This window comes from Vibrio sp. A8-1, from assembly GCF_013048685.1.
Taxonomy (GTDB): domain Bacteria; phylum Pseudomonadota; class Gammaproteobacteria; order Enterobacterales; family Vibrionaceae; genus Vibrio; species Vibrio metschnikovii.
This window is the reverse complement of the sequence record NZ_VHTC01000019.1, coordinates 1-16,566: the sequence shown is the minus strand read 5'-3', so window position 1 is coordinate 16,566 and position 16,566 is coordinate 1. Positions and strand designations below refer to the sequence as shown.

At 42.6% G+C, this 16,566-nt stretch carries 17 protein-coding genes; 8 read left to right on the top strand and 9 right to left on the bottom strand.

The window, feature by feature from the left end; all coding sequences use genetic code 11:
* The first annotated feature begins 146 nt into the window (after positions 1 to 146).
* From FKN93_RS11325 to cueR, 3 genes are all read left to right on the top strand, one after another.
* On the top strand, positions 147 to 1,220 hold the full coding sequence (locus tag FKN93_RS11325) for a porin (RefSeq protein ID WP_004395704.1): 1,074 nt from the start codon (positions 147 to 149) through the stop codon (positions 1,218 to 1,220).
* A gap of 70 nt (positions 1,221 to 1,290) precedes the next feature.
* Positions 1,291 to 1,923: a DUF2057 family protein gene (locus FKN93_RS11320; protein WP_004395703.1), complete on the top strand. Its 633-nt coding sequence runs from the start codon at positions 1,291 to 1,293 to the stop codon at positions 1,921 to 1,923.
* A gap of 11 nt (positions 1,924 to 1,934) precedes the next feature.
* Positions 1,935 to 2,348 (top strand): Cu(I)-responsive transcriptional regulator, encoded by a 414-nt coding sequence (gene cueR, locus FKN93_RS11315; RefSeq protein WP_040904886.1) that lies wholly within the window; start codon positions 1,935 to 1,937, stop codon positions 2,346 to 2,348.
* 131 nt (positions 2,349 to 2,479) lie between these two features.
* Here cueR and FKN93_RS11310 read toward each other — a convergent pair whose 3' ends face one another.
* The 5 genes from FKN93_RS11310 to FKN93_RS11290 all read right to left on the bottom strand — a co-directional run bounded on the left by FKN93_RS11310 (position 2,480) and on the right by FKN93_RS11290 (position 7,256).
* On the bottom strand, positions 2,480 to 2,947 hold the full coding sequence (locus FKN93_RS11310) for an NfeD family protein (RefSeq protein ID WP_040904551.1): 468 nt from the start codon (positions 2,945 to 2,947) through the stop codon (positions 2,480 to 2,482).
* Between the two features lie 3 nt (positions 2,948 to 2,950).
* Complete coding sequence (locus FKN93_RS11305) at positions 2,951 to 3,874, bottom strand: SPFH domain-containing protein (protein WP_158144117.1); 924 nt, start codon at positions 3,872 to 3,874, stop codon at positions 2,951 to 2,953.
* Positions 3,875 to 4,129: 255 nt separating this feature from the next.
* Entirely contained in the window at positions 4,130 to 4,984 is an 855-nt protein-coding gene (locus tag FKN93_RS11300; protein ID WP_154168728.1) for a co-chaperone YbbN, read from the bottom strand.
* A 521-nt stretch (positions 4,985 to 5,505) separates the two neighbouring features.
* Positions 5,506 to 6,333 carry an SDR family oxidoreductase gene (locus FKN93_RS11295; RefSeq protein WP_170905123.1) on the bottom strand — a complete coding sequence of 276 codons (828 nt, stop codon included), beginning with the start codon at positions 6,331 to 6,333 and terminating at the stop codon, positions 5,506 to 5,508.
* An 11-nt stretch (positions 6,334 to 6,344) separates the two neighbouring features.
* On the bottom strand, positions 6,345 to 7,256 hold the full coding sequence (locus FKN93_RS11290; protein ID WP_004395697.1) for a TIGR01777 family oxidoreductase: 912 nt from the start codon (positions 7,254 to 7,256) through the stop codon (positions 6,345 to 6,347).
* Positions 7,257 to 7,533: 277 nt separating this feature from the next.
* Between FKN93_RS11290 and yfcE the strand changes: the two genes are divergently transcribed.
* Positions 7,534 to 8,085, top strand: coding sequence for a phosphodiesterase (gene yfcE, locus FKN93_RS11285; RefSeq protein WP_040904544.1), 552 nt, complete (start codon positions 7,534 to 7,536; stop codon positions 8,083 to 8,085).
* A 34-nt stretch (positions 8,086 to 8,119) separates the two neighbouring features.
* On the opposite strand, the gene FKN93_RS11280 is transcribed toward yfcE, so the two are convergent.
* Genes FKN93_RS11280 through FKN93_RS11270 form a run of 3 tightly spaced genes read right to left on the bottom strand, consistent with a single transcriptional unit; the run spans position 8,120 to position 9,831 of the window.
* Positions 8,120 to 8,395, bottom strand: a complete 276-nt coding sequence (locus FKN93_RS11280) for a SelT/SelW/SelH family protein (protein ID WP_040904541.1) — start codon at positions 8,393 to 8,395, stop codon at positions 8,120 to 8,122.
* Between the two features lie 38 nt (positions 8,396 to 8,433).
* The gene (locus FKN93_RS11275) at positions 8,434 to 8,964 is read right to left on the bottom strand and encodes a regulatory protein ToxS (RefSeq protein WP_040904539.1); all 531 of its coding nucleotides are present in this window, start codon (positions 8,962 to 8,964) and stop codon (positions 8,434 to 8,436) included.
* 9 nt (positions 8,965 to 8,973) lie between these two features.
* A complete protein-coding gene (locus tag FKN93_RS11270) occupies positions 8,974 to 9,831 on the bottom strand; it encodes a transcriptional regulator (RefSeq protein WP_154168716.1) in 858 nt (285 codons plus the stop codon).
* 401 nt (positions 9,832 to 10,232) lie between these two features.
* Between FKN93_RS11270 and htpG the strand changes: the two genes are divergently transcribed.
* From htpG to hemH, 3 genes are all read left to right on the top strand, one after another.
* The gene (htpG, locus tag FKN93_RS11265; protein WP_154168714.1) at positions 10,233 to 12,137 is read left to right on the top strand and encodes a molecular chaperone HtpG; all 1,905 of its coding nucleotides are present in this window, start codon (positions 10,233 to 10,235) and stop codon (positions 12,135 to 12,137) included.
* 437 nt (positions 12,138 to 12,574) lie between these two features.
* Positions 12,575 to 13,219 (top strand): adenylate kinase, encoded by a 645-nt coding sequence (gene adk, locus FKN93_RS11260; RefSeq protein ID WP_004395694.1) that lies wholly within the window; start codon positions 12,575 to 12,577, stop codon positions 13,217 to 13,219.
* Positions 13,220 to 13,353: 134 nt separating this feature from the next.
* A complete protein-coding gene (hemH, locus tag FKN93_RS11255; RefSeq protein ID WP_154168712.1) occupies positions 13,354 to 14,316 on the top strand; it encodes a ferrochelatase in 963 nt (320 codons plus the stop codon).
* A 184-nt stretch (positions 14,317 to 14,500) separates the two neighbouring features.
* Here hemH and dtpA read toward each other — a convergent pair whose 3' ends face one another.
* A complete protein-coding gene (gene dtpA / locus FKN93_RS11250; RefSeq protein ID WP_158144109.1) occupies positions 14,501 to 15,988 on the bottom strand; it encodes a dipeptide/tripeptide permease DtpA in 1,488 nt (495 codons plus the stop codon).
* A gap of 137 nt (positions 15,989 to 16,125) precedes the next feature.
* On the opposite strand from dtpA, the gene FKN93_RS11245 reads away from it, so the two are divergent.
* Positions 16,126 to 16,314 (top strand): hypothetical protein, encoded by a 189-nt coding sequence (locus FKN93_RS11245; RefSeq protein ID WP_154168710.1) that lies wholly within the window; start codon positions 16,126 to 16,128, stop codon positions 16,312 to 16,314.
* The last annotated feature ends 252 nt before the right edge of the window (positions 16,315 to 16,566 follow it).

Below are 16,566 nucleotides of genomic sequence, written 5' to 3'. Positions count from 1 at the left end.
AGTCTTAATGCATGGATACACAATGTGTATGCAGATAGTGATGAGAGATTGTACTTACTCTCATACAAGGAAAAGCTTTCTCCCTTCGGCGGCCAACTTTTGGGGGAAAACATAAAAACAGCTATATCCATTTTTAGGAGTTTTCCATGGACAAATATTTTAAACCTTCCTTAGTCGGTGCAGCCGTTGCAACAATGCTTGCATCTGGTATTGCATTCAATGTTTCTGCAGCAGATAACTACGAGGTCTATGGTGTTATCGCATTACAAGCCGCTTACCGAGATTACGATGCTGGTAATAAAGAAACCGATGATAAGTTAGGAGGCTCTCAGCTTAATAATGAATCTCGAATTGGTTTCCGTGGCGAGAAAGACTTCAAAAACATTGAATCAACTTTTATTTGGCAAATTGAAGCTGGATATGTTGACCCATCCTTCTCTGATCCTGGCTCTGAACTAGGTGCTCGTGATACGTTTGTAGGTTTTAAACACGATAGTTATGGTACTGTTCGTTTAGGCCGAGTCTTGTCACCTCTTTACGAATTGGTGGATTGGCCAGCATCTAACCCTGGTTTAGGTGATGTATACGACTGGGGTGGGGCTATCGGTGGAACTAAGCATCAAGACCGTGCTTCAAATACGATTCGTTGGGATACGCCAACATTTGCAGATAGCCTATCTTTTAATTTAGCGTATGGTATGGCTGGTAAAGATGGAGCGCAGAAAGGCGATGGTAAAGATTATTGGATAGGTGCCGCTGCGCATTATAAAGTATCTGTCTTCCAATTTGATTTAGCTTATGAAGGTAACCGTGACGTAGCTAAAGAGAGCACTGAATGGGATAACGACGCCTATCTATTTGGTGTTCAAGGATGGTTTGATAATGGACTTTCCTTCTATGCACAATATAAGATGATGGAAGCGAAACCTGCCGCTGGTGATAAAGAGAAACAAAATGCGTATTCAGCAGGCTTGGCTTATACGACTGGCGATTGGCAGTTTAAGTTAGGTTATGCTAAAAATGATGAGCTTAAAGTTGGTGGTAGTAAGCTAAAAGGTTCGGATGATGATGTACTGTCTGTACAAGCGCTGTATTTTGTAGATCCATCAGCGGTGCTTTATGCCCGTGCTCGTACTCTTGATTTTGGTGATTCATACAAAGGTCGTTGGAAATCAGCAGATTATGATGAGTACTCTGTCGGTGTAGAATATTATTTCTAAACGAAGTTAGATTATTGAGTTGTAGAGTAAAGGCGAGCTTTGGCTCGCCATTTCATTTTAAGGACGTTCTATGAAAGTTTTACCTATCAGTTTACTTATTTCATTATTGAGTATTTCGTTTAGCGGATATGCGGTTATTAATATTAACTTTGACCGTGATATTCAATTGTTAGCGGTGAATGGTGAATCGGAAGGTGTGAATTTTGGACATCGTTCCGAATTGACTTTAGATCCGGGTGAACACCAGTTACTTGTACGAACTGAGCGAATTATTCAGATGTCTGGTAAGCAAAATAAATATAAATCCCCACTGATGGTATTAAAAGTCTCTGGTGATTCTGGTGTTGTCAACTTAACGTCGGCAATGACTATTCGCGATGAAAGTAATGCCAGAGAATTTGATCGTCGTCCCAGCTTAAATATAGAGGTTACTCAAGGTGATCTTGTTATTGACCAAGATTTTATTCCTGGTCGTTCATTTGCTTTCATGGGAGATTACACCAAACAACTTCGTCAATTTAATCGAACGGAGAGTAAAGCTGCGATAAATGATGTATCAATGCGCAGCTTTACTACACATCCTACAGCGTTGGTAAAAGACGTGCCAATTAATAAAGATAAATTAAAAGCGATTCAAAAAATTTATCTTGAGCTGGATGAAAACCAGCAGAAATCTTTCTTATCATGGGCAGTAAGCCAATAATTAAAAATATGATGAATATTAGCCAAATTGCTAAATTAACAGGACTAAGTGCTAAATCGATTCGGTTATATGAAGAGAAAGGTCTGATCACTGTGCCATTACGATCTACAAGTGGTTACCGAACTTACACACCACAGCATGTCGATGATTTGTTATTAATTGCTCGCTGTCGGCGAGTAGGTTTTAGTCTGGATGAGTGTAAAGCCATGCTCACACTCGCCAATGATCCACTGCGCACGCGCGCAGCAGTGCGTGCGCGAGCACAAGAAAAGTTGCAGGAAGTATCGAGTAAACTGAACGAACTCAGCTTGATTAAGCAGCAGCTTGAAGAGTGGATTGCATCTTGCCCTGGTGATGAAGGGCATGATTGTCCGATCATTAAAGAATTGAAGGGTTGTTGTAAAGATGTAGACGATAAGGCCTGATAGATTCTCATCGTTTTTCTACTGTCTACTTCTGACTGAAGCTACAGCAGCGTTAGTTACGTAGATTTACCTTAATCATACATTCATAGAGTGAGTGAGAGCTATCCTTCACTCTCACTCAAGGCAAGTGCTTATTTTTCTAAAGGTTGATAAGGTTTAATTTTAAGCGTAATCCCATCAAGCGCGATAACCTCTACCATAGATTCAGCGGCAATATCTTGATCACTGATCGCTGACCACGTGCTATCCCCCAGTTGTAATCGAGTGACGACTTGCGCTTTTACGGGTTCAGTGAGCAATAGTCGCCGTCCAATTAACTGTTTCTCTTTCTGATTTAGCGAGCGTTGAGCATCGTCATATCGATCCGATTTAAATTGGCGACGCCACCAGAGCCAAGTTGTTAATAGTACAAAGCTGGCAAACGCCATCCACTGCAACTGCCATCCCATTGGGATGAGCAGCATAATCAGACCAACTAAAAGAGCAGATAGGCCAAGCCATAAGAAGTAGCCTGCAGTTCCTAACAGTTCAACGGCTAATAAGGCCAGCCCGAAGGCTAACCAATGCCAGTAATTAAATTGAGCGAGCCATTCAATCAAGCGTTATCCCTTTTTATCTGCTGAATGTTTGAACATTTCTGCGACCCCAGCAATAGAACCCATCAAGCCCGTTGCTTCCAGTGGCAGCATAATGATTTTGCTATTTTCTGCTTGGCCAATAGATTTTAGAGCGTCGGTATAGCCTTGAGCAATAAAGTAATTGACGGCTTGCATATCCCCTTTAGCAATAGCTTCAGAAACCATGCTAGTGGCTTTCGCTTCTGCTTCTGCGGCGCGTTCGCGAGCCTCTGCTTGTAAAATTGCGGCTTGCTTATCACCTTCGGCTTTAAGGATCTCGGACTGTTTTTGGCCTTCAGCACGTAAAATTTGTGCTTGGCGAACCCCTTCCGCCTCCAAGACTTCTGCGCGTTTATTTCGTTCGGCTTTCATTTGCGCGTTCATTGCAGCAGTAAGATCAGCTGGCGGTTGAACATCTTTGATTTCAATACGAGTAATTTTTACGCCCCAAGGACTGGTTGCTTGGTCAATAATAGTTAATAACTTAGTATTAATCATATCCCGTTGACTGAGCATTTCATCCAGCTCCATTGAACCAAGCACTGTACGCATATTGGTTAATGTCAGGTTACGAATGGCGTGCTCTAAATCCGTTACTTCATAAGCGGCTTTGGCTGCATCAATAACCTGAACAAAACAGACGGCATCGATGACGACACTGGCGTTGTCTTTGCTGATCACTTCTTGAGCTGGAATGTCGAGAACACGCTCCATCATATTGATGCGTCTACCGACTTTATCAACAAATGGAACAATAATGTTTAAGCCGGGACGGAGTGTATGAGTGTAACGACCAAAACGTTCTACCGTCCAGTTGTTACCTTGAGTGACGGTTTTTACTGCCGACATAATAAATACAATGGCGACGAAGACAAACACGCCGATTGTAATCAATGAATCAATAGCCATGACGTTCCCTTTGAGTAATCGACCTTATGATAACGCTTTGCGTCGTTTAGGTACCAATAAAAAAATCCAAAAATTATTGTGTATCAGAACGCCTGAATAGGCAATCATTAGCATGAAAAACTGAGGGCTAATGAGAATTTATCGTTGAATAATGACAGGGGAAAAATTGAGGGGTAATACACGAGACAAAAGAGAGAAACCACATCACTAATTCAACGCTACCTTTTAGCTAAGATAGCGTTGTGAGTCAGTTGATTAATAGAGCTGAGAGTAAAGTTGTCGGCGATAACGGGCGGCGATGGGATTCCCCTGACCTAATGCGCTTAAAATATCCATAAACGTTTTTTTCATTTCGCCATCTAATAGCGTTAGATCATCTTTTAGAAAGCGCCAGAGTAGTTCAAGAGCCTCTTCATCTCGTTGCACTTGATGGTACTGAGAGGCTAATTCATTAGCCATCGTCGCGTTGTTACTATTTTGCGCTAACGCCGCTTCTAATTCTTTTATGGCTGGGCTTTCTGCTGCTTGTTCATACAATTCAATTTGTGCCAATAAACGTTTGTAATCGCTTTGCTGATATTGCAAAGGAATGTTATCCAACAGCGTTTTTGCTTCGGAAAAACGACGAGTAGCAATAAAACAGTCTGCTAATGCGAGTTTAACCTCACCTTGATTTTTCCATGTTTCACTGAGCTCAAGGAGTAACGGTAACGCCTGAGTATAGTCTTGCTGCTTAACGAGTTGTAATGCCGTTTGAACGGTACGCTCTTCTTGGCTAGGTAAGTGTTTATCGAGCATATCGATGATGGCACTGAGTGGTTGCGGCCCACCTAATCCATCCACCGGCTGACCATTAATAAATAATGCAATGGTTGGTAATGCCTGAATACCAAACTGAGCAGCGAGAGCTTGCTCTTGTTGACAATTTAACGTCGCTAATTGAAAGGCACCCGCGTATTGCTGAGCGAGTTGTTGCAATTCAGGAAGTAGTTGAGCACTTTCATCACTGATGGGGGCCCAAAAGTAAAACAGCACGGGTTGCTGAGCCGAGTTGGCCAATATTTCCTGAAAATTGTGTTGAGACACATCACTATGATGAATTGGGTGCATGATCATTCCTTATTGCATTGAGGCATTGTTACACAAATGGGGGATAAAAAAGCAAAACTCAAGGCTGATTGATGACTTGAAAGAGAAAGCGTCTCTCACACACGCATAAAAAAACCACCGAAGTGGTTTTTCCGTTAAAGCAAGCAAAGGTGCTAAAAAAGGATCAGCAGTGCCAAAACAATCGTGACACCGAGCCAATTCCATTGATTTAATGTCATTTGGGTCATACTCAATGCCTTCCTTGGATGATGGCAGCAGAGGGTATCAGCCTATCACCTAGGATATATTTAGAAGGATATATCCCTTCCTACTTGAAGCCGCTGGGGTGTTGGCTATGTTTGTTCACCCCAATCATAGAGTCTATCTATGCTCATGGGGACTCACTCACTTGCCACCTACCTGCAACTCCAAGTTGTTTGGGTATACCCAGTGTTTGGTGTTGTACCATGATTGATATCTTATTTCGTGATATCACCTGAGCATGATCAGTATGGCAAATTAATATGACGAATCAATGACAGCTAAGCCGCTTTTCTGAGCAATTTATCTAATACTCGTCCAGGTAAGAGTCTTTTCAAGAGTGCAAACACTTTCGTTGGTACGGTCACTCGGTAGCGAAGCTTGGGGTGTTTGGCTTCTAAAGCATGCAATATCGGCGCTAAACACGCTTCAGCAGGCAGAGCAAAAGGATGATTTGATTGTGCATTTTCCAAGCGGGCTAACTGAGTTTGATAAGCTTGGTGGTGAAGAGAATGCTCAATGTTGATCCAGCGTTTAAAGGCGGTTAATGCATTAGCTCGAAACTCAGTGTTAATCGGCCCTGGTTCAAGCAAACTAATATGAATATTGCTCGCTTGGAGCTCTAAACGCAACGTATCTGTCCATCCTTCAATCGCAAATTTAGACGCATTGTAAGCACCACGATACTTCATCGCAGCAAAGCCTAAAATGGAGCTGTTTTGAATGATTCGTCCATACCCTTGTTGACGAAAGTGCGGAAGCAATAAGGTTGTTAATGTATGCCAGCCAAAAAAATTAGTTTCAAATTGAGCGCGTAATGCTGCGGTTGATAAGTCTTCTAGCGCGCCAGGTTGCCCATAAGCGCCATTATTAAATAGAGCGTAAAGTTGATGATTTGAAAGCTCGAGCGCCTCGTTTACTCCCTGATGAATACTCCGTTCATCGCTGAGATCCAACTGAATACAAGTCAACCCTTCTTGCTGTAAGCGCTTGACATCATCGATGTGCCGGCAAGAAGCAATGACATGATAGCCGCGTTGTTTTAGGGCTAGTGCTGCCATATAGCCAATACCTGTTGAGCAACCTGTGATAAGGATCGAGCGAGTCATAATGAATCCAATTAATGGTGATGTGATAATAGCTGTTTTAACGCCGGTTCAAGTCGTGAAAAATTAAATTGAAAGCCTAACTCTGTCAATTTCTTTGGTTTCGCACGCAAGCTATCAAACAGTAATTCACTCGCCTCACCAAGCAGCAGTTTGATCGCCCATCGTGGAGTGGTTAATAAATGAGGCTTTCGGAGGCTCGCGGCGAGAGTTTGACTAAAGACAGCATTGGTAACGGGGTGTGGGGCACACATATTGAAAGCGCCTTGAGCATGTTCGGTTTCCAGCAGAAAAACGATTGCCCGTACCATATCACTAATGTGGATCCACGGCATATACTGGGTACCACGGCCAATTGGCCCGCCTAATCCTAGGCGATAGGGAGGGAGCATTTTCTTTAATGCACCGCCTTCAGGCGATAAGACGATTCCTGTTCGCATCAAGCAAACTCGCGTTCTGGATGATTGAGCGCGCATCGCTGTTTGTTCCCAAACGGCACAAATGTGATGAGAAAATTGTTGGCTTTGCACTTGCAAACTTTCGTCGAAGGGATGCTCGTGTTGATCGCCATAATACCCCACTGCAGAGCCACTAAGAAAAAGTGTTGGCGGTGTGGTACTCGCATGGATCAATTCAACCAACTGCTCGGTTAACTGCCAACGACTTTGGCAAATGCGCTGCTTTTGTTTGCCAGTCCAGCGTTTATCGGCGATGGGTTCTCCTGCTAAATTAATCACCGCATCGAAGCGATTAAGATCATGCAATTGATTAATATCACTAATGAACGAGATTTTAGTGTTAGCGTGGGCAAGTTTCCGCTGTGCCTTAGCGATATCTCGTGTGAGGATGACGATATCGTGAGTGATTAATTGTTTGATCAGCTCACGACCAATTAAACCAGTGGCACCAGTGATAAAAATGTTCATTTTGCCTCCTTGCATGGGTAATGTATTAAGCAAACAAACGCTTAATCAGCTTATGTGTATCTCTCTTGGTGTTCAAGCTTTTCTCTTGTCTGTGGTCATTCCCTGGAGGAAGTGTCACTCTCAACACCAAGATTGACGAAGATGACGTAGGTTATGAAAAAACGTACAATAAAATTTTTTACACAATCAATAGGCCGTCGTCATTTACGAGTCGACATTGACAAAGGACGGTATGTTTGTCGTTACGGACGACCGGATTTGAGAGAGGGGAGAGATAATGAAACTGTTCTTTGCTTCAGACTTACATGGCGCTTTGCCTGCAGCTGAAAAAATGTTACAGCAATTTACCCAGTCTGGAGCGAATGCGCTGATTTTATTGGGTGATTTATTAAATCATGGTCCGAGAAACCCTATTCCTGAAGGGTATAACCCTCCCGCGGTAGCCGAAAAATTAAATGACTACGCTAAACAAATTATTGCGGTGCGGGGGAATTGCGATAGCGAAGTGGATCAAATGTTATTGGATTTTCCAATCATGAGTGACTTTGCGTGGGTATTATTGCCCTCAGGACAGCGATTGTTTCTTACTCATGGCCATCTCTATGATGAGCAGAATCTGCCGCCTTTATCGATGGGTGATATTGTTGTTCATGGTCATACTCATCTTGCACGAGCAGAACGATGCGGTAATCATTTTGTATTAAACCCAGGTTCAGTGACGTTCCCTCGATCTCAGAGCGTCGCCAGTTTTGCTGTCTTAGACGGATTTTGTTTCACCGTCTATGGCTTTGAGGGGGAAATCTTAGCATCGCTTGATCTTTCGCTATAATGCTCTCTTTCTCGGTCATATTGAGCGCTATTCGTTAGCGGTCAATATGACCTAAATCGCGTTGTGGATCGATAATATCTCTTACCCGTTGTTTCAATATTTTGGCTTCTGGGAAGCCATTATCCCTTTTTCGTTCCCAAATTGAGCGTTGGTTGCAAAAGATCTCAAAACGTCCACCGGTATCTGGATGTAAAGAGACCATGTCAATCTCTTCACTGAATGTCTGCAAGAGCTCTTGGCTTAGCCAAGACGCTCTTAACATCCACTGGCATTGCCGGCAATAATAAATATCAATGTTTACTTTGTTCATAGGCAACTAATGGGCAACTCATGATGTAGAAGTGGTGACTATCCATTACCAAACAGTACCGTTGAACCATGGCTCAAGCTAGTGAGTAGTAAGGTTTTCTTGTTAATGATATCAATCCTTCGGCTCTGTTGAGCGTCCATCTTAAACAGTTGAGTGATTAACTGCAGTTGCTTGGGCGTAAAATCTTTACTGTAAGAAGATGAGATATCTTTAAATTCCGTCGGTGATACGAGAAGGTAGTTATCACTGATGCTCCATTCTCCAGACTCAGAGATATTAATAATGTTATCAGGTCGGTCGGCTGATAACGGTTCAATCGAATACAGTTTCACTCTCGATACCCGCAAGTAAGTACCATTCGGCAGATATTTTACGTTTGAAGAGACGTCAACGCGATGCAGAGGTCCCACCGCATCATTAGGTTGAGTGGTTTCGATTAAGGTCACCATTTTTGATTGCCACTCACGAGACATCAACACATTGTCTAGCTTCGTTTCATTCGTCCAATAGATCCAACTACTGACAACTGTTGAGATAAGCAATAAAAATGCAGAGATTTGTTTGGTCATCGTTGTTCCTTACTGGCACACTTTATCGGTGTCATCTGGGTTAGCAAAAATCCGCAAAGTAATATTTTCCCCAGAAAACTGAGGTAAATGAATATAGTTCAGGATCAGTTGACCATTATCACCACCTGTCGCGATCACTTCTTTCAGGATCATATCATCAGAGCGCATCGAGTGATGCTTTTTGATGCACGATTTGATTAAAGGTAGCCATGTGCTCAGGTCTGGGTGATTGATGGGCGCGCTGATCACAACATCATTGACCACGGCCAGTTGACGAAATTGTGAAGAAGACGGTGAACTAAAAAACAGCACCATGATCGGTAATAAGATGGCACACACTAACATCACCAATGAGCGAAGATCCGATAAGCGTTTCGCAGAAACCGCATCTTTGGTGCTCATGAATGTATTGTTAGATTTGCCTGTGAGATCAGTATGCCTCTCTCCTGAAAAGGCGCTCTCGTCTTGGTTAGTGGCGCTATTTTCTAACGCGATCTCTGGCTCAGCAATGACCGGTTCGGGCGGAACAATTGGCTCAACGCTAGCAATAAACTGATAACCACGTTTGGGCACCGTTTTAATGAACAACGGGAGTTTTGTTGAGTCCTTAAGCATTTTTCTTAGCGTAGAAATTGCTTGAGTCAAGCTGGAATCATCGACTTCAAAGCCTTGTTCTCGCCATACATAATTATGTAAGTCATCACGAGAAATAATTTGGTTAGGATGTTGAACAAACATAGAGAGAATACGACTCTCATTGCTGCCGAGACGCGTCTCTTCTTCTCCGGTTTGATCGACCAATAAGTTTGATGTCGAGTCAAAAATAAACCGATTGGCAAGAATGAATTTGCTAGCTAAATTGCTCATTGAGTTCTTCTTTTTAATGGTTGTTACTCAAAATGGCCAAGTTCTGTCGCGCTTGGGGTTTTACTGCCCTAGTTTGGTGTTATTCGATCATATTTGTCGTCAGCAACACGCTCATCATCGATGAAACAACAATCTTTTACTGTTGTTTATCACTGCGAACTCATCGTGCTAACCGTTTTGAGTGGTATCAATGACAGACTTTTTTCATTAACCTGATCAAAATTTTTAAGGGTGAAACCTAAAACCAGTAGAGAATAATCAAAAAAAATCCAAAAAACAGTGTTTTTATGTTTTTTGACCTTGAATTTACATTGCCAAGCCACATGTTAATAGCAAATCTATGTTCTTCCTACCCATTTTAGTGTGATGGATAGGGTTTGATATGATGTTACGGAGCTAAAATGAGCGAGACGACAACCAACAACAAAGAAACACGTGGTTTTCAATCTGAAGTAAAGCAATTGCTTCATTTGATGATTCATTCTTTATACTCCAACAAAGAGATCTTCCTACGCGAGTTGATTTCTAACGCCTCTGATGCGGCCGATAAACTGCGTTTCCAAGCGTTATCCAACCCTGATTGGTATCAAGGTGATGCAGAATTAGGCGTCAAACTGTCGTTTGATGCTAAAGCCAATACGTTGACCATTTCAGACAACGGTATCGGTATGAGTCGTGAAGATGTGATTGAGCATTTGGGTACTATTGCGAAATCAGGCACGGCAGAGTTCTTCTCTAAACTTTCTCAAGAGCAGTCTAAAGACTCACAATTAATCGGCCAGTTTGGTGTTGGTTTCTACTCTGCGTTTATCGTCGCTGATGCAGTGACAGTGCGGACTCGCGCAGCAGGATTGGCGGCTGATCAAGCGGTACAATGGCACTCACAAGGAGAAGGTGAGTATACGGTTGAAACGATAGAGAAAGCTTCTCGTGGTACCGATATTGTTTTGCACATGCGTGACGAGGGGAAAGAGTTCTTATCTGAGTGGCGTTTACGAGAAATTATCTCTAAATACTCTGATCATATTGGCATTCCAGTTTACATTCAAACGTCGGTACGTGATGAGGAAGGGAAAGAGACGGGAGAAGTTAAGTGGGAACAAATTAACAAGGCTCAAGCCCTATGGACTCGCTCTAAATCTGACGTCAGTGATGAGGAGTATCAAGAGTTTTACAAGCATGTCTCCCATGATTTTGCCGACCCGTTGACTTGGAGCCATAACAAAGTTGAAGGGAAAAACGATTATACCAGCTTACTGTATATTCCGGCTAAAGCACCTTGGGATATGTACAATCGTGACCACAAACATGGCTTAAAACTGTACGTACAACGTGTCTTTATCATGGATGATGCTGAGCAGTTCATGCCATCTTACCTGCGTTTTGTTCGTGGATTAATCGACTCCAACGATTTACCGCTCAACGTCTCGCGAGAAATCTTGCAAGATAATAAAGTCACTCAATCGTTACGTAACGCTTGTACCAAGCGTGTGTTGACCATGCTTGAGCGTCTTGCCACCAACGACAGTGATAAGTACCAAACGTTTTGGAAAGAGTTTGGTCTCGTGATGAAAGAGGGGCCTGCTGAGGATTTTGCTAATCGTGAAAAAATCGCGGGATTATTGCGTTTCGCTTCAACTCATGAAGAGTCTGCACAACAGAACGTGAGCTTAGCAGCGTATGTTGAGCGAATGAAAGAAGGTCAAGAGGTGATTTACTACTTGACGGCGGATAGCTATCTGGCAGCGAAAAACAGCCCTCACTTGGAGCAATTCAAGGCAAAAGGCATTGAAGTTATTCTGATGTACGATCGAATTGATGAGTGGTTGATGAACTACTTAACCGAATTTGATGGTAAATCTTTCCAATCTATTACCAAAGCTGGTTTGGATTTGAGTAAGTTTGACGATGAAGCTGAGAAAGAGAAACACAAAGAAACGGAGCAAGAGTTTCAAACGGTAGTTGAGCGTATCAAAACTTACTTAGGTTCAAGAGTGAAAGACGTTCGTACTACCTTTAAGCTTGCTTCAACGCCTGCTGTCGTGGTGACTGATGATGGCGAAATGGGTACGCAAATGGCTAAATTATTAGCCGCTGCGGGTCAAGCCGTACCGGAAGTGAAGTATATTTTTGAGATCAACCCAGAGCATAGCATGGTCAAACGCATGGCTGATGAAGCCGATGAGCAAGCGTTTGGTCAATGGGTGGAAGTCTTATTAGGCCAAGCGATGCTGGCTGAGCGCGGAGCAATGGAAGATCCGACTCAGTATGTTAAAGCGGTCAATGAGTTATTAACTCACGCATAATCCTATTTTTTACACGATAAAACCAAACTCGCCATCGTGCGAGTTTGGTTTTTATGAGGCTGTCTGCTTCAGCCAGTATTCAGGGCGATACATTTATTCTGTTCGTACTATGAAGTGGCGTGATTCTTTAGTCTTACTCTGCTCTTTTTGGTGGATTTTATGTTAGAATCACTCGCTTAAATGATTTGGCCATCTTGTGTGGTCTCATACTTTTATGACCAGTTTTTATCTTATTATACCGAAACTTACCGTCTCTCAATTCCGTTAGGCTGTGAGCTTCGGTATATACCCAAACGACTTGAAGTTGCAGGTAGGCGGCAAGTGAGTGAATTACCATGAGCATAGGCAAACGATGTGATTGGGGTAACGAACGTAGCCAACACCGCTACAGCTTTAAGTAGAAAGGGTATAACACAATTTTCAAAAGAGGATTAAACATGCGCATCATTCTTCTCGGCGCTCCGGGTGCAGGTAAAGGCACACAGGCTCAATTCATCATGGAAAAATATGGTATTCCACAAATTTCTACTGGTGATATGCTACGTGCTGCTATCAAAGCGGGCACTGAGCTTGGTAAAAAAGCGAAATCAGTGATTGACGCTGGTCAGCTTGTTTCTGATGACATTATTCTAGGTCTGATTAAAGAGCGTATCGCTCAAGCTGATTGTGAAAAAGGTTTTTTACTGGATGGTTTTCCTCGCACAATTCCGCAAGCTGATGGTCTTAAAGCGATGGGAATAAACGTGGATTATGTGATTGAATTTGATGTTGCTGATGACGTGATTGTTGAGCGTATGGCTGGTCGTCGAGCACATCTTCCTTCTGGTCGTACTTATCATGCTATCTATAATCCACCTAAAGTCGCTGGTAAAGATGATGTTACAGGTGAAGATTTAGTAGTGCGTGATGATGATAAAGAAGAGACAGTACGTGCTCGCCTAAGTGTTTATCATGACCAAACAGCACCTTTGATCGAATACTACGGCAAAGAAGCGGCGGCTGGACATACTCAATATTTAAAATTTGATGGTACCAAGCAAGTTGCTGAAGTTAGTGCTGATATTGAAAAAGCGTTGGCATAATGTCACCTAGTTTTCAATTTGTTTAGGTTAACTAACGCATTGATCATAAAAGCGACCTTGACGGTCGCTTTTTTTAAACTTTTTGGTTGTTGTGACGTACTTACTATTCTCTGTGGACTGAATCAATGGAAGTTATGCAAACGAAAAAAAAACTTGGTGTATTGCTGGCTAATTTAGGCACGCCAGATGAACCGACGCCTAAAGCCGTCAAACGATTTTTAAGTCAGTTTTTACATGATCATCGTGTGGTTGATTTGACGCGTTGGATATGGTGTCCGCTGCTCCATGGTGTCATTTTACCGTTACGCTCTCCTCGAGTCGCTAAGTTGTATCAATCGGTTTGGATGGATGAGGGCTCGCCGTTATTGGTTTATTCAAAGCGGCAACAAGAGAAACTTCAACAGCGCCTTGATTATCCGGTTGAACTAGGAATGACGTATGGAAACCCAAGTTTACTGAGTGGTGTGCAAGCGTTACGAGATCAAGGCGTTGAAAAAATAATAGTGTTACCGCTTTATCCACAATATTCAGCAACTACGACAGCAGCGGTGTTTGATGGTTTAGCCAAAGCAATCAAAACGCAAAGGGTTATACCGGAAATCGATTTTATTACCGATTATCATGATCATCCGTTATACATTCGTGCTTTAGCGGACAAAGTTCGCAGTTCGTGGAGTGAAAAAGGGCAAGGTGATGTATTGATTTGTTCTTATCATGGCATACCTAAACGTTATGCTGATAATGGCGATATTTACCCTCAACACTGTCAACAAACGACCCATTTACTCGCACAAGAATTAGGTTTGAGTGATCAACAGGTCATGATGACTTACCAATCGCAGTTCGGTAAAGAAGAGTGGTTACAGCCCTACACCGATAAAACTATGCAGGCTTTACCTTCGCAGGGGATGAAAAAGATCGATATTCTTTGCCCCGCATTTTCGGTTGATTGCTTAGAAACGTTGGAAGAAATTAGCGAAGAGAATAAACATCTTTTTCTTGAGGCTGGAGGTGAAGCTTTTAACTATATTGCTTGCCTTAATGATTCTGATCTGCACATTGAGATGATGGTTGATTTAATCCAGGCTCGTTATTAGGGCCGTTGTCTTACTGTGATAATGTTTCCGCTGGTGGTTAACAATGCAACCAAAGCTGTGCTGCTGTTGGCTCCAAAAAAACGTTAATGCTGCAGCAAATAATAAAAAAGCCAAACGGTGATGTTTGGCTTTTTTAAATGAAGGTGACCTCTACAGCAAAGAGAGGCCGTATCGATTAACCGATTTATGCTTCAACGGGAGTTAGTGTTTCAATCTCGGTAGTGCTTTGACAAATTTTGCTCAGCATTGGCGCGATTAAAAAGGTTAAGATAGTGATACCTGCAGTGACATAACCAATTTTTCCAAACACGTCACCGTAAATAGCCAGTGATTCTTGCGCTGTGGTAATGTGCTCAGGGACAGAGGTTAAGCTAGCTACCCATCCTGCTGCAACAGCTGCTGCAGCTGAGGTTAAAAACCACATACCCATAGCAAAACCCATCATACGTTGTGGGACTAGTTGTGCCACCATCGCTAAGCCAAGTCCTGATACCAATAATTCACCGATCGACTGGAATAGATAGCTCATGACTAACCAGTTTGAACTGATGATCCCTTGGGTATTCGCAAAACTTGTCGACCAAGAAAGTACCAAGAAAGAAAGCGCGCATAATCCCATGCCAATGGCAAATTTAAACGGCATCGCTAAACGCTCACCTAACTTACCGTATAACATCGCCAGTATCGGACTTGCTAGCATGATCCAGAATGGGTTAAGTGCTTGGAACTGTTCTGGTTCAACTTGGAAACCGAATAGGCTTGGGTTAACGTTATGAATAGCAAAAAAGTTTAATGAAGTCGGCATCTGGAAGTAGAGCACGAAAAAAACCACGCCTTGCAGCATAAGAGCAAAGGCGACGAGCATTTTTTTACGTTCTAAACCAGTCATTGAAAAAGTTTCTTTAAAATAGCAACCCAGAATGGTTAAGCCGGCTATGACCAAAATCATATGAGCTAAGAACAGGTTTTGTAAGAGATAACTAGAAATAAAGCTAGCGAGTACAGAGCCTAGGATAACCACCATTAATGAACGACGATTGACGGGTTTGAGATCGGCAGGTGAACCAACTTTTTTGAGCATTTTTAAGCACATCATAAAGTTGACTACCGTGATCGCTAGGCCAATTGCACTAACACCAAATGCCATACCATATCCCGCACGTTCAGCGACTATCGGGGTGATGATCATCGAAAAGAACGAGCCAAGGTTGATGGCCATATAGTACATCGTAAAGGCACCATCGAGTCGAGGATCGTTATCGGCATAAACCTTGGAGAGCAAACTTGATGGATTGGCTTTAAATAAACCATTACCAACAGTGATGAATCCCATCGCAATATAAATCAGCGTTGGTCCTCCCCAATGGCCATCCGTTGTCGATAAACCTAATAACAGATAACCGACCATTAAGATGATTGCACCAAGCGTGATTGCACGCTTTGTACCAATAATCTTATCGCCAATCCAGCCACCAGCGGCAACAAATCCATAAACTAAAGCAGAGAATGCACCAAATAGAACAAATGAAGTTGACTCACTCATACCTAAGATTTTGACCATATATACCGTCAAAATCGCTTGCATTCCGTAGAAGCCAAATCGCTCCCAAAACTCAATTGAAAAAATCAAATAAAATGATTTAGGTTGCTTGAATATATTCAAGTCAGACATACCGCTCTTCCTGTAAGTGCCTCTCTGTTTGTTTTACCCCTCTTACAGATCGTTATGGTTAACCCTATCTGTAAGGGGGGGAACGCAGAGATTATTAATGTAATTATTGTTATTCCCGAATAGCGACGGAAGCTTGTATGCCCTTTCTACTTGACGCTGCAGCGGTGTTGGTTACGTTCGTTCACCCAATCACATCGTTTGGCTATGCTCATGGAGATAAACTCACTTGCCGTCTATCTGCAACTCCAAGTCGTTTGGGTATAGCAACGGAAGTCACTATCGAACCTCAGTTGTTGACGTTAAACATCCAGTCGTTTGGGTTATAAATTTAGTAATAATTTGTTTCGTTGACCGATACGTATACCGCTAAGCGTATAGTGCTGCAAGACACGAAATGAAAACAAAGAAATCGCTAAAAATGTAATGTTTTGAAAAATAAAATATTTCTAATTTGTGCGCCGAGCATGGCGTTGATCTAGGAGGTGAAAGTCCTCTACGGGCTCAGTCGAGCGGGAACCGTTAGCCTATGCAAGGGTGTTCATCGTGAGGTGAAATCTGAAGGAAGCAAATGGCAAAAC